The sequence below is a fragment of the uncultured Shewanella sp. genome (assembly GCF_947501665.1).
Classification (GTDB): Bacteria; Pseudomonadota; Gammaproteobacteria; order Enterobacterales; family Shewanellaceae; genus Shewanella.
On sequence record NZ_CANMWS010000030.1, the window covers coordinates 25,657 to 39,985 of the forward strand.

The 14,329-nt window shown below is 39.8% G+C and carries 12 protein-coding genes and 1 pseudogene; 11 read left to right on the top strand and 2 right to left on the bottom strand.

The features are described 5' to 3' along the window. Positions 1–66: 66 nt before the first annotated feature. Positions 67–192, top strand: coding sequence for a hypothetical protein (locus Q0976_RS19755; protein ID WP_299495620.1), 126 nt, complete (start codon positions 67–69; stop codon positions 190–192). A gap of 16 nt (positions 193–208) precedes the next feature. Here the strand turns inward: Q0976_RS19755 and Q0976_RS19760 are convergent. Further along, a pseudogene (locus Q0976_RS19760) lies at positions 209–289 on the bottom strand (hypothetical protein); the annotation flags it as partial. Between the two features lie 788 nt (positions 290–1,077). Here Q0976_RS19760 and Q0976_RS19765 point away from each other — a divergent pair. The 5 genes from Q0976_RS19765 (at position 1,078) to Q0976_RS19785 (ending at position 6,712) form a co-directional block, all read left to right on the top strand. Beyond that, entirely contained in the window at positions 1,078–1,836 is a 759-nt protein-coding gene (locus tag Q0976_RS19765; protein WP_299495621.1) for a glycosyltransferase family 2 protein, read from the top strand. Beyond that, positions 1,833–2,543, top strand: a complete 711-nt coding sequence (locus Q0976_RS19770) for a VTT domain-containing protein (protein WP_299495622.1) — start codon at positions 1,833–1,835, stop codon at positions 2,541–2,543. The genes Q0976_RS19765 and Q0976_RS19770 overlap by 4 nt, the downstream gene beginning before the upstream one ends. 76 nt (positions 2,544–2,619) lie before the next feature. Next, the gene (locus Q0976_RS19775; protein ID WP_299495623.1) at positions 2,620–4,338 is read left to right on the top strand and encodes a glycosyltransferase family 39 protein; all 1,719 of its coding nucleotides are present in this window, start codon (positions 2,620–2,622) and stop codon (positions 4,336–4,338) included. Between the two features lie 22 nt (positions 4,339–4,360). Then, entirely contained in the window at positions 4,361–5,368 is a 1,008-nt protein-coding gene (locus Q0976_RS19780) for an NAD-dependent epimerase (RefSeq protein ID WP_299495624.1), read from the top strand. Between the two features lie 723 nt (positions 5,369–6,091). After that, a complete protein-coding gene (locus Q0976_RS19785; protein ID WP_299495626.1) occupies positions 6,092–6,712 on the top strand; it encodes a hypothetical protein in 621 nt (206 codons plus the stop codon). A gap of 203 nt (positions 6,713–6,915) precedes the next feature. Here the strand turns inward: Q0976_RS19785 and Q0976_RS19790 are convergent, their stop codons facing one another. After that, positions 6,916–7,260 carry a helix-turn-helix domain-containing protein gene (locus tag Q0976_RS19790; RefSeq protein WP_299495629.1) on the bottom strand — a complete coding sequence of 115 codons (345 nt, stop codon included), beginning with the start codon at positions 7,258–7,260 and terminating at the stop codon, positions 6,916–6,918. A 159-nt stretch (positions 7,261–7,419) separates the two neighbouring features. Here Q0976_RS19790 and gstA point away from each other — a divergent pair, with 159 nt between their 5' ends. The 5 genes from gstA to Q0976_RS19815 all read left to right on the top strand — a co-directional run bounded on the left by gstA (position 7,420) and on the right by Q0976_RS19815 (position 14,322). Continuing rightward, positions 7,420–8,034 carry a glutathione transferase GstA gene (gene gstA, locus Q0976_RS19795; RefSeq protein WP_299495631.1) on the top strand — a complete coding sequence of 205 codons (615 nt, stop codon included), beginning with the start codon at positions 7,420–7,422 and terminating at the stop codon, positions 8,032–8,034. Next, positions 8,031–8,438, top strand: coding sequence for a nuclear transport factor 2 family protein (locus Q0976_RS19800; RefSeq protein WP_299495632.1), 408 nt, complete (start codon positions 8,031–8,033; stop codon positions 8,436–8,438). Before gstA ends, Q0976_RS19800 begins: the two co-directional genes overlap by 4 nt. Before the next feature lie 76 nt (positions 8,439–8,514). Continuing rightward, the gene (locus Q0976_RS19805; protein WP_299495633.1) at positions 8,515–8,718 is read left to right on the top strand and encodes a 4-oxalocrotonate tautomerase family protein; all 204 of its coding nucleotides are present in this window, start codon (positions 8,515–8,517) and stop codon (positions 8,716–8,718) included. An 865-nt stretch (positions 8,719–9,583) separates the two neighbouring features. Then, complete coding sequence (locus tag Q0976_RS19810; protein ID WP_299495634.1) at positions 9,584–13,096, top strand: Ig-like domain-containing protein; 3,513 nt, start codon at positions 9,584–9,586, stop codon at positions 13,094–13,096. A 191-nt stretch (positions 13,097–13,287) separates the two neighbouring features. Beyond that, a complete protein-coding gene (locus Q0976_RS19815) occupies positions 13,288–14,322 on the top strand; it encodes an outer membrane beta-barrel protein (RefSeq protein WP_299495635.1) in 1,035 nt (344 codons plus the stop codon). Positions 14,323–14,329: the final 7 nt, after the last annotated feature.

Below are 14,329 nucleotides of genomic sequence, written 5' to 3' on the forward strand. Positions count from 1 at the left end.
TGGTTGGATCGTTAAAAAATGTTTTTTGTTTAAGCTTGATGATGTCATTAAGCGCGGGCGATTAAGTTGTCGCAAGTCCCATCAAAAGATGTACCGTTTGTTGATTGGATGTTAGATGAGAGTTGGGTACTCAATCAAATTGGCAATATTTTGCTGCGTCATAGCTTTTTTGAATATGATCGCCAGCAATAGTATCAAAGATGGTATCAAATCCCAGACCTTGAGTGATGTCATTGACATATTGTGAAACCGACGTTGTGGATGTATCAATAATATGATCAGCGCCGATAGTCTTAGCCTGTTCATAATTGTTTGCTAGGCTAGGCTAGTCGCGGAGACTGTCGCGCCTAAATGTTTTGCGAGTTGATGGCAATATGACCCACTCCACCTGTTGCACCATGAATAAGGACATTGTCACCCTGTTTGATTTTTCTTTTGTGTGCTAGTGAAGCGTATTTAAAAGGACGTAAGCCATTATCATTGCCGTTTGAATTAACTGAGCATCAATGTATTTTATACCGTTATTCTGGTTGGCAAGATTGGTTTCTTATGCAATAAAAAGCCGTTAAGTTTGATATTAAACATGGTTCATCGGTCAATTCAGTTAATGGACAAAAACAATTATTGCTCAGCCATGCAGGCTTATCACTTATGCCATATTGGGCAGTGAAGCAGGAATTGGAAAGTGGGGCATTAGTCCATGTATATTGTCTGAACATCATTTTAGTCCCTATGAGCGATTAAGTTTGACCTATGCTGTGTATTTAAAGTGGCATTTGAGGCCCCCCTAAAAATAACGCTTTTATTCATTTTTTGAATGAGAAATTGAATAATCGATAATCTTGTTTGAGTTATTACTAATATAACTCATAGCCTATTAGTATTATTTTTTAAATTTAAACACCATGTCAATAGGGGTTAATCATACTTATTGCTATATATTTTAATGCCAAAGCGTTAAATACTAGTTGTATTTAATAAGTAATTACACTAGGTTACTATTATTAAAATGTTAATCTAATCGCTGTTCATCTTCCTAATTTTTATTTGATAATGTGAAATAGGTGTGAGTATTCAATGTCTTTAATTTCCGTGGTGTTACCGGCAAAGAATGAGCAAGGCAATATTGGTCAGTTAATTCAAGAAATTCATCAGAGTTTGCATCAGCAATATTCATTTGAAATTGTGATCACTGATGATGGCAGTGATGATAGAACGGTTCAAGAAGCCATCGATATGGCACAGTTTTGTGGTTGTGCATTGCAAGTATTATCCCACTCTCATAGCTGTGGTCAAAGCACTGGTGTGTATAGTGCGGTTTGTTACGCTAAGGGAGATTGGATTATTACCTCTGATGCAGATGGGCAAAATGATCCGGCTGATTATCCCAAACTGATCATGCTTGCACAGCAACAAAGACAAACTCACTTTTGTATTGCAGGCTTTAGACATCAGAGACTTGATACACCTTGGGTAAGATTTCAATCTCGATTTGCTAATGCAATACGCCAATTATTATTAGGTGATGGTGTACCTGATTCAGGTTGTGGGTTAAAGCTTTTTCCTAAAAAGACATTCATGTTATTGCCCTATTTTGATCATATGCATCGTTTTTTACCTGCGTTAATTAAACGATTAGGAGGAGAGGTTGTGATATGTCCGGTCAATCATAGAGAGCGAAATGCAGGTGCATCAAATTATAATGTTTGGAATCGATTATGGGTGGGGGTAGTTGATTTATTAGGGGTTATTTGGTTGAGGCAAAGAACTAAATACCCAAGCTCTGTGACTGTTCGTTTTGATTCAAACGATGAGAGCTCAGTGAATAATCCATGAAAGTACTATTTATTAACGTACTGTCTTTAAAAGCGCTATTCTTGAAAGTACTCTCCTTGAAAGTACTTAGACTTCTCTTATTTGTTGCTGTGGTTGGCTTGTTATTAAGTGATGTGATCGAGCCTATTTTAATACATTTATCCGATAAGAATTGGATCGCTTTATATCTACAACAAGAAGGCATAACAGGTTATGCCTTCTTGTTTTTTGCGACATTCATGTTTGTTTTTATTGGTGGACCTAGGCAAATCAATGGCTTGTTATACGGCTATTTATTGGGGGCCTTCAATGGGATGCTTTTTGCTGTTGTGGTGAGTTTAGTGGCGGCAAGTATGAATTATTGGCTTGCTCATTATCTGTTTTCTCATTGGTTGCGAACACATTTTACTCATAAAATATACACCTTCCAGTTATTTTGTCAGCGAAAACCTTTTTATAAGATTTTACTCTTACGTCTCTTTCCTGTGGGGAGCAATTTATTGACTAATGTGTTTTGTGGTGGCATTGGTATTAAGTATTTTCCTTTCATTAGTGCGAGCGCTGTGGGTTATATACCCCAAACCCTTATTTTTAGTTTAATTGGAGCGGGGATTAATACGCTTAATAACCAGTTGGTATATTTAAGTTTAGTGTTATTTGGGATGAGTCTACTCATCACACGTTACCTTTATCGTGATCATATGAAATCAATCCGTCCTGAAATATGATTGAGCATGATTTAGGAATTCGATTCAATTGAGAGTGAATTATCACAGGTATCTATTTTAAAGGATGATATTGTCAATGAATGATGAGCGCGCGTTGCAGCACAAAGAATATTATCAGACGTTATTTTGGTTAATGATGATAGGGTTTATTGTGATCTTTGCAGGGATAGGATTACGGGATCCTTGGCCAGCCGATGAACCCCGTTTTGTTGAAGTTGCACGAGAAATGGTGGCATCAGGTAATTGGTTTTTTCCTCAAAGAGGTGGAGAGTTTTATCCTGATAAACCTCCAATCTTCATGTGGTCTATGGCTATTTTGTATCAGTTGACCGACTCTATATCTTGGACGTTTTTATTACCCAATGCCATAGCGAGTTTAATCACCTTATTGTGTGTTTATGATTTAGGGGCACGCCTGTGGAATGTTAAAGTGGCAAAAAAAGCCGCGATATTATTACTTATTGCACCACAATTTGTTATTCAGGCTAAAACGGCCCAAATTGATGCTATGGTGGCTTGTTGGATAACGATAAGTATGTATGGCTTGATTCGACATTTTTTTGTTGCGCCGTCACGTCTGTGGTATTTACTCGCTTGGTTTTTTATGGGGCTGGGCGTATTGACTAAAGGCGTTGGATTTTTGCCTATTTTTTTCCTTATCCCTATCTTGGGATTGCATTACACCCACAGGCACCGATTTGAAAGTCAAATTAATATTCAGCTGTTTTTGGGGCCATTGGTATTATTGGCTGTATTGATAGCATGGCTTATCCCCATTTTGTACTTTTCTTATACTAGCGATAATCCTGATTTTGCGGCTTATAGGGATAATATTTTATTTAAACAAACTGCTGAGCGTTATGTTAATTCATGGGGACATATTAAGCCGTGGTATTTCTTTGTTATTAGTGTTATTCCTCTTTTGTGGTTTCCATTGTATCTATTGATGGTCAATAAAGATTTTTGGCGAAAACTGACCGCTTCTCCTGTCACATTATCGTTATTAATATGGGTCGTTTTAGTGATCGTGTTTTTCAGTTTAAGTCCGGGTAAGCGTAATTTATATATTTTACCTGCTTTACCTATGTTTGCATTATTGGTTGGGGCTTGCTGCTCGTTATCTCAAGTCAAAAAGTGGTTTAATAAAGTATTGGCATCAACCGGTATCCTATTAGCATCGGTGTTAGTTGTTGGTGTGTTTTTATGTCTGTTCAAATTACCGGCTATTACCCGTCAAGTCGGGGAAACAACATGGCCACTGGCTTTACTTTGTCTAATGGGCGCGGTCATTTGGATAGGTGTTTTGTATAGTGGTATTCGTCAACAAAAGACAATGAGTTTAAACCTTGTTCATTATGGTGTGGGGATCGGCCTCACTTGGGTACTTTATGGATTAGTGGCGTATCCTGTGATGAATGAGGTACGAACACCAGCAAAAGCAATTATGGCTAAGGTTCAATCCGATATTGCACCTGGTAGTGAAGTCGGTTTGGCGCGATTTAAAGAGCAGTTTTTACTCTTTTCACCGATGCCTTTAGTGCATTTTAGTTATCTTGCCTCACCGCAAGAGCAAGATAAAAATGCGTGGTTATGGATGAAAGAGAACCCTAATCGCTATGTGATTACGCAAAAATCAACAGATTTATTGTGTTTTAATCTTAAAAAAGCCGTAGACTTAGGCATTGCTCATCGTCGTCATTGGTTGTTATTTGGGCATGATGCGTTGTCAGACACTTGCCCAAAACCTCAGCGCGTTCAGCGCTATGTACAGGCCATGAAACAAATTTATCAATAGATTGTTTAAGGATAAGGTAGCAATGAAGTATTTAGTCACAGGTGCTGCAGGGTTTATTGGCGCCGCTGTTGTAAACAAGTTGTGTTTAGAGGGCCATCAAGTGGTCGGTATTGATAACCTTAATGATTATTATTCGGTGAGTTTGAAAAAAGCACGTTTGGCGAATATTTCGCATCCTTTATTTTGTTTTGTTGAGTTGGATTTAACGGATCGAGAAGGCATAGATGCGTTGTTTGCTAAAGAGAAATTTGATAACGTAATTCATTTAGCTGCGCAGGCAGGAGTCCGCTATTCTATTGATAATCCAATGAGTTATGCTGACAGTAATTTAGTGGGACAGCTAACCATTTTAGAAGGGTGTCGCCATTATAATATTCAGCATTTAGTGTACGCTTCTTCCAGCTCAGTTTATGGTTTGAATAAAAAAAGTCCTTTTCATACATCGGATAATGTGGATCATCCTATTTCACTTTATGCCGCTACGAAAAAGTCAAATGAATTAATGGCCCATACTTATTCACATTTATATCAATTACCAACAACTGGGCTACGCTTTTTTACGGTTTATGGTCCTTGGGGGAGACCCGATATGGCATTGTTTAAATTTACTCAAGCCATGTTTAAGGGAGAAGCGATAGATGTTTATAATCATGGGGATTTACAACGTGATTTTACTTATATTGACGATATTGTTGAAGGTATTATTAAAATTAAAGACATTATTCCAGATTGCGATGCTCACTGGACTGTCGAGTCTGGTTCGCCTGCAAGCAGTTCAGCGCCTTATAAAGTCTACAATGTGGGGCATGGAAGCCCAGTAAAATTAATGGATTTTATCGACTCTCTTGAGAAGGCTACCAAGATAGTGGCTAAGAAAAATTGGTTGCCTATGCAATCGGGTGATGTCTATCAAACTTATGCCGATACAGAAGATCTTTTTAATGTGATTAATTATCGCCCTCAAGTTAAAGTGGATGAAGGGATTAACCATTTTGTTGAGTGGTATAAGCAATTTTATGCCATCGATTAGTTAACTTGAATGTCGATTAAAAGCCTTTTTCAATAGGAGTTGTGACTCCTACCTCTGTTTTGCTTGCTACTGAAAGTGGGCTATTTCTACTTTGATATAAGAAAAATACCATTATTTAACCTGTAGAGAGGGAGGAGATCATCACATCTGGCTGCTGATATAACAATGAAATTTATATCTGTGGAATATAAATTAGGGTTTGTTTATCTTTAGTGATGAAACGATGTTCAGATAAACGTGCTTTAATCACGGCGAATGGGGGGACGCTTAGTCATTTTAAGCCTTTTTTCAAGAGGGGCTCTCATCAAAGAGCAACCCTCCTAGCATAATGTAATATGAGCTGACTGAATTGCGAATATAAAATAGACTATTTTGTTAAATATGACATTTCTTAGCCTTGTAAAACAATTCTATTAGTGATTATTTTAGCTTATTAATATGTTAATGATATTAATAGTTAAGGTGTCTTAAGTGGTTTTTTATGTTTCCAATATTATCATGTTTTATCTTTTCTTTTGTCTTTTTTGATTGAGAATTTCATTGTCATATAACTGTCATTTATTACTGGTAAAAATGCACCGAGTTTATTTTGTTCTGATTAACAACATCAAGATAGGGTATTTTTAACAGAACTTAATAACAGGGCTCAACGTTTTTGAGTGTTAAATAACAAAATAACAGTAAATGGATCCTTTGGAATATTTCGGTTAGTGAGGCGTTAAAATGTTAGCTATGGGAAATGTCGCAGAAAACAGTTATTTAAAAGTTAAAAAGGCGATACCAGGACTCAATATTGTAGCAGAAAACAGTTTTTCGATGATTAAAGGTACGAAAAATTCGATTGTATTTGGTCAGTCTTCATCTCAGTATGTTGGGGCGTACACTAAGGTGAACTTGGGACTAAACTCAGCGGTTACCTTAGGGGCTAAAACGGAAGCAATACTGGGGTATAAGGCTGAGTTTTTAGTCAGAAAAAAATCGATAAACCTTGAGGACTATACCGCCAAAGCTCAAGAAAAAAAGTTAATTGCCGAACAAAAAGCAGCTTTGGCATCAAAAATGTCTGTGGTATTAGAAGAGCTAGATCTTAAAGATCATCAAATGACAGCTATCAGTGAATTCATTAATGCGACTAATACTCGTATTGATTCTACAAATACGCATTTAGAGCAAGTGAGTGCTAAGGTATCGAAGAATACACTAGAAATGAGCGAAGTGGCGACAAAAGTTGAGGATAATGAGGCAAAAGTGCAAACTTGTGGGGCCGTATTGGCCGACCATGAAGTGTCGCTTGAAAATGCTGGGATCAATATTGTTGATGCCGAAGTAAGCATGTTTGGATAAAAATTCCATTTATCACATTGATAAATGGAATATTAGTGGGAGTGAATGCTAGTTTCTCAGGTTTTTAGTAACAGGTCTTTAGTAACAGGCTTTGATGGCAATATATTGATTTAGCAATAGATAGTATGGTCATGATGTCTAAGCAAGTCTGCTCTGCGTGATTGAATAACGACACTGCTCATACGATGAGTGTGTATAGTATTTTATTGTTTAGTACTTTTTAGTTTGTGCCCTACAGCAACAATGGCTTCGATAGCAGGTTTTAATTCTAGTCCCAACTCCGTTAGCCTATATTCTACCGAAGGGGGAGAGGTTGGCATGACCTCTCGAATGATGATGCCATCTGTTTCCAGTTTTTTCAAACGGGTTGTTAGCATTTTTGCCGAGACTCCTTCTATGTCGTCTTTTAATTCGCTAAAACGTCTAGGTCCTTGGCTTAAATACCAAACAACAGCAGGTGCCCACCTTCCACCTATGATCCCCATACAAGTATGTATTGGACATTCTTCTGGGGGTAAGATCACTCCGTTTTTTCTTCTTGGTAGCATGGTATCTCTCTACTCGCTGATGGCTTATCTAATTGCTTATATTGGTTACCAAAAGGTAACTTCTCATTTGGGTAACATTAACATATTAGGTATACAAAGGTAACTTGCTGTGACTAAAATATTCCTGAAAACTAAAGCGCTTAAAAAGAAGGAATTGACATGAAATTGTTTTATAAACCGGGTGCCTGCTCGCTGGCTTCACATATCATATTAAAAGAAATTGGCTCTGATTTTGAGATTGAAAGGGTCAATACTGACAAGATGCTCACTGAACATGGGGCAGACTTTAATGCGATAAACCCAAAGGGATATGTGCCTGTATTAAGCTTAGGTAGAGGGGAAACATTAACCGATGACACAGCCATTCTTCAGTATCTTGCGGATTTAAAGCCTGAGAATTCTCTTGTTCCTGCGTTTGGCGCACTGGCTCGGGCGCGCTTGCAAGAACATTTAAACTTTATTTCAGCAGAGCTCCATAAAGCCTTTTCCCCTTTGTTTTCATCTCATGCTGCAGCTGCAGAAAAACTTCAAGCAAGAAAACAAGTAAAGAAAAAAATGGCCCACTTTGAGTTTATTTTTGATGATGGACGACCTTATTTATTAGGGGACAGGTTTTCCGTTGCTGATGCTTATTTGTTTGTGGTATCCAACTGGGCAACTCCATTAGGGGTTGCGTTATCACAATGGCCAAATATAATCGCTTTTTCCAAACGTGTGGCAGCTCGAGAAAAGGTACAGGATGCTATGCGTGCAGAAGGATTATTAATCAAATGAATGCTCTTCAAGGACAAAATATCGTTTCCCAACAGAAAGTGGTAACTCAAGTTTTGTTCCACTATTTTGATGGACTTTATCATAGTGATACGAGATTACTCGCGGCGGTTTTTCATCCGCAGGCACATTATGTTTGTGCAACTGAGGGGGCATTAGTCTATCGCAATATGGATGAGTATTTACCCATTGTGAATAAGCGGCCTTCTCCCGCGAGTCTAAAAGAGAGGAGGCAGGATCGCATCGTGTCTATCGAGTTTGCCGGTCCTGTTACAGCCATCGCGCGGGTGGAGTGCGCTATCGGGAATCAATTTTTTACCGATTTTTTAACATTGATTAAGCTCAATCAGCAATGGCGGATTATTTCAAAAGTATTTCATTATGAACGTTTAGATTTGAACGTTTAGAGATAAGGAAATAGCCTGATTTAAATGATGGAACAAGCCATTAGCGTGCGCTTGATAAAGCCAAATGGAGAATGATATGCCCTATGTAAATATTAAAATTACTCGAGAAGGCACTACACCAGTACAGAAAGCTGAGCTTATCAAAGGCACAACGGAGCTGCTTGGGAGGGTGTTAGATAAAGATCCTAACACCACATTTGTGGTTATCAATGAAGTGGACTTAGAAGATTGGGGGATAGGTGGTCTTCCGGTAGCTGAGTATCGAAAGAGACAAGATTGAATAAATCGCATGTTGCAAGTCTATCGTTTTTTAAAAGCGGTAGATCTTTTGATTGCTGGCCGCAGGATAAGGTTGCTAGTTCCTGCCCAGATAGGGGTTATAACCACTTATACTTTATGGCGTTTTCGGATTTGAATCCTTTGTCATGTTCACTAATAACAACGTATCCAACTTAAGATCCCGGCTTTTTGTTTGTAGTATTTAACTTCTTAAAACCTTATTTGAGATCAGGTTAATGTTGTTAGTTTTCCACTTCTCTTGTTGTAAAGAGTGGGGTCTGGTGGGATTAAAAAAACGCAAGCTATTTGGCCTTAGAGGGATGGTCAATTACCTCATGAGCTAGATTGTCATTAATATTTTTTAATTTTACATTGAACAAACTAATTTGGAGCAATAAGTTCAAATCAATAGGTAATCGATATCAAAAAATTGATAGTGTTAATAAATTATAACGCCTGGTTTTGCAGGGGAAGCGTTGAATGGGGGATGAGGTTGTTCGTATTATTGAAGCTTGTTTTGTTCTTAAAGTCTCAGTCACAGGCTATTTGCATAATAAACTTTAAAATTATCTATTAATTTTTGTGACAAGTATGGCTGAAGGACAGTAAGAACTTATTGCGTACTTGATAGAAATGAATATAAAAAAAGGTTAGAGAATTATAAACGTAATATAAAAGTAATAAAAAAAATTTATGATGTTTAAATATAATTAAATACAACATGTAGAATTAAATAATGTTTATTTATTTAAGATTGTTCTTTATATTTCAGACCATTAATTTCATGTGAAGTTTCATTAAATAATAATGGGGAATTAAAAATTGTTCATTATTGGTTTTAATTCACATATTACGGTCTATTTTATATGCTTTTAAAGAATATTGTTTTTATTGTTTTTATTGTTTTTATTGTTTTATTATCTGGTTGTGGAGATGCTAAAAATGACAATACAGATACAATCATAGCTATACAAATAACACCAACAACAATAAGCCAATATGGGACGAGTGAATTAACGCTTCAAGTCGGCAATACTCAAGCTTTTACTGCTACAGCGGTATATTATAATGGAGATGTAATAGATATAACGTCTAGTGTAATTTGGAGCAGCCAAGCGCCATCATTATTGTCAATAAACAGTAGTGGCTTAGCGACCGCAATAGCGGTGGGTAGCACAACCGTGTCTGCCACTAAAGATGGCATTAGCAGTAATAATATCAGCGTGACCATCAGTGACGCCGGACTGACTGCCATTCAAATTACCCCTGCAAGTATCACACTTAATCAGGGAAATAGTCTGCAATTAACCGCTATAGGCACATACAGTGACGGCTCTTCAGCCGATATTACCAGCTCTGTTAGCTGGCTTTCTGATAATATGTCGACGGCAACGGTGACCCCCGCTGGCCTGCTGACTGCAGAGGCCACGGGGAGTACATTCGTGTCTGCCACCCAAGATGGCATTAGCAGTAATGACAGCAGCGTGACGGTCAGTGACGCCACATTGACTGCCATTCAAATCACCCCAGCAAGTGTCATACTTAATCAGGGAAATAGCCAGCAATTAGCCGCTACAGGCACCTACAGTGACGGCAGCACAGCGGATATCACTAACTCTGTTAGCTGGGTTTCATATGATACCTCGGTGGCAACAGTGAGTACCGCTGGTCTGATTACTGGAGTGGCTACGGGGAGCGCAACAGTGTCTGCTACTCAAGATGGCATTAGCAGTAGTGACAGCAGCGTGACTGTCAGTGATGCCACACTAACGGCCATTCAAATTACCCCTGCTAGTGTCACGCTCAACAAGGGAAATAGACAGCAATTAACTGCAATAGGCACCTACAGTGACAGCACAACAGGTGATATCACCAGTGCTGTTAGCTGGCTGTCAGATGATATGTCGGTAGCAACGGTGACCCCCGAAGGCCTGCTGATTGGAGAGGCTACGGGTAGCACAACAGTGTCTGCCACTTTAGATAGCATTAGCAGTAATGATAGCAGCGTGACGGTCAGTGCCGCCGAATTGACTACCATTCAAATTACCCCTGCAAGTGTCACGCTCAGCAAAGGAAATACTCAAGAATTAATCGCCACTGGCACCTACAGTGACAGTACCACAGCCGTTATCACCAGCTCTGTTAGCTGGGTTTCAGATGATACGTCGGTGGCAACGGTGAGCACTGCGGGACTGCTTAGTGGAGTGACGACGGGGAGTGCAACAGTGTCTGCCACTTTAGATAACATTAGCAGTAATGACAGCAGCGTGACGGTCAGTGATGCCACACTAACGGCCATTCAAATTACCCCTGCAAGTGTCACGCTCTATAATGGAAACACTCAAGAATTAATCGCTACAGGTACTTACAGTGATGGCACAACAGCGGATATCACCAGCGCTGTTAGTTGGCATTCTGATGATATGTCGGTGGTAACAGTGACCCCTGCTGGTTTACTTACTGGAGAGGCTACGGGGAGTGCAACAGTGTCTGCCACTTTAGATAGCATTAGCAGTAATGATAGCAGTGTGACGGTCAGTGATGCCACACTAACAGCCATTCAAATCACCCCTGCAAGTGTCACGCTCAGCAAGGGGAATACTCAAGAATTAATCGCCACTGGCACCTACAGTGACAGTACCACAGCGGTTATCACCAGCGCTGTTAGCTGGGTTTCAGATGATACGTCGGTGGCAACAGTGAGCACCGAAGGATTGATTACTGCAGTTGCGGTGGGTAGTGTAACCGTGTCAGCCACTCTCGATAGCATTAGCAGTAATGACAGCAGTGTGACCGTCAGTGCCGCGACACTGACTGATATTCAAATCACCCCTGCAAGTGTCACGCTCAGCAAAGGAAATACTCAAGAACTAATCGCCAAAGGCACCTACAGTGATGGCACAACAGAGGTTATCACCAGTGCTGTTAGCTGGCTTTCAAATGATATGTCGGTAGCAACAGTGACCCCTGCTGGCCTGTTGACTGCAGAGTCAGTGGGTAGTGCAACAGTGTCTGCCATTCTAGATAGTATTAGCAGTAATGACAGCAGCGTGACGGTCAGTGCCGCCACACTGACCGCCATTCAAATCACCCCTGCAAGTGTCACGCTCAGCAAGGGAAATACTCAAGAATTAATCGCCACTGGCACCTACAGTGATGGTACCTCATCCGATATTAGCAACGCTGTTAGCTGGGTTTCAGATGATACGTCGGTGGCCACGGTGAGCATTACTGGCTTGGTTACTGCAGTTGCTACGGGTAGCGCAACCGTGTCTGCGACTCTAGATACCATTAGCAGTAATGACAGCAGCGTGACGGTCAGTGCCGCGACACTGACTGATATTCAAATCACCCCTGCAAGTGTTATTCTCAATAAGGGAAATACTCAGCCATTAACCGCCACAGGCACATACAGTGACGGCACCTCAGTCGAGATCACCAACTCTGTTAGCTGGGGGTCAGATGATATGTCGGTGGCAACAGTGACCACCGCTGGCCTGCTTAGTGCAGAGGCAGTGGGTAGCACACAAGTGTCTGCCACTCTCGATGGCATTAGCAGTAATGACAGCAGCGTAACGGTCAGTGCAGCCACACTGACTGATATTCAAATCACCCCTGTAAGTGTGATACTCAACAAGGGACGTATTCAACAATTGACCGCCACAGGCACCTACAGTGATGGTACCTCATCCGATATTAGCAACGCTGTTAGCTGGGTTTCAGATGATACGTCGGTGGCAACGGTGACGACCATTGGTCTGGTTACCGGAGTGTCGGTGGGTAGCGCAACCGTGTCTGCCACTCTAGATAGTATTAGCGGTAATAGTAGCGTTACCGTCAGTGCCGCGACACTGGCTGCCATTCAAATCACCCCTGCAAGTGTTACGCTCAACAGGGCAAATAGTGAACAATTAACTGCCACAGGTACCTACAGTGACGACACAACAGCCGATATCACCAATTTGGTTAGCTGGCTTTCAGATAATACGTCGACGGCAACGGTGACGACTGCTGGCCAGGTTACCGGAGTGTCGGTGGGTAGCACACAAGTGTCCGCCACCCTCGATAGCATTAGCAGTAATGACAGTAGCGTGACCGTTAATAACGCTGAACTGATTTCAATAAAAGTCACCCCTTCAACTTTCACTTTAACGAAGGGTACTGACAATTATTCTCAACAATTAACCGCCACAGGTACCTACAGTGACGGTAACAAAGATGAGATCACCACTTCTGTTACTTGGGTTTCAGCTAACTATTATATAGTGCGCTTTACAGGCGCAGGCTTAGCTACTGTAAGTTTAAATACGGGTAAGACTTACGTTTATGTTACCAAGGATGGTGTCACAAGTACTTCCAGTAGCGCCACTGTTGAGTAGGAGTTGTAGTGAAGTTATCAGGTATCTTGTTTGATTTTTAAACTGTACGGATATGCCGTTGACTTGATAATACAATTTGTGCTTTCTAAAGGGCTAAATTCAACTTATGAAAGCTTTTATAAGCACTTGGTAATCAATAATTAGGGTTTTGTGAGTATATGGATAGCATGATGATGAAAAAGGCACGATTAATGAAAAAGACAGTGGATTACAGTAGGCATTTATCATATGTAAATATTATTTCGTTGAAGAAGGTGTTTTATGTTGCTCTGTTGCTTCTATTCTCTGTTGCTATTCATGCTCAACAAGCTGATGATTTTTATATTGGTTTAGATGCCGGGGTTTCAAAGGGGGACAGTGGTTGCCTTGGCATTCAGGGGAGCTGTGATACGGTGAATGGGGTGAACCAACTTTCTTTAGGTTATAACATTTCTCCTTGGTTATCTGCTGAAAGTGGTTTTATCATTTATTGGCCTAAAACGTATAATAATGGTCAAGGTTCTTCTGCTGTACAAGGGTTCAATTTTGCTGCTAAATTTGATTACGACCTCCCTTATAATTTATCTTTATATACTAAAGTTGGTGGCGTTTTTTGGAGCAGTAAATATGACGGTTACTTACTCAATTACACTAAAACAGGGCTATCTCCTTTTATTAATACGGGTGTTACCTATAAGCTGACAAATGATTTTACGTTTAGATTAGGGGTTCAGTATACCAGCGGGATAGGAGGCGCAGGGATTAATGACACAAGTTTGATGTTTGGCTTTGTGAAAATGTTTGGTGCTAATCAAGCAAGGTTGACGCCTAAAGTGCCTATCCTCAGTGAAGAGGATATCGATGACACAGTTAAAGCGCTTCGAGCCCAAAGTTTGAGAAATACTCAAGCAAGCTCGGCGGTTATCGATTCATATGGCTTGAGTAAAACAAGTTCAGAGCTTTATATTGATGAATATGATTCATTAGTTTATAAAAAAATTACATTCATCGTTAATGGCATAGAAACGAGTTTACCGTTAAAAAATAATTATGCGAAAACGGCTTTTATGTTTCCTAAAGGGGAGTATAACGTCAAAATAAAAATAGATGCTATATCGTCATCGGGTCAAAGTGTTTCTCTGAAAGATAGTGTGCAATTAACACTTTATCATTCACAAGGGATGAGCTTTTTTATACAAGTAGAAAAGACATTGTTTGGAGAAAAGTTAAATGTGCAAGCCTATTAATCAATTT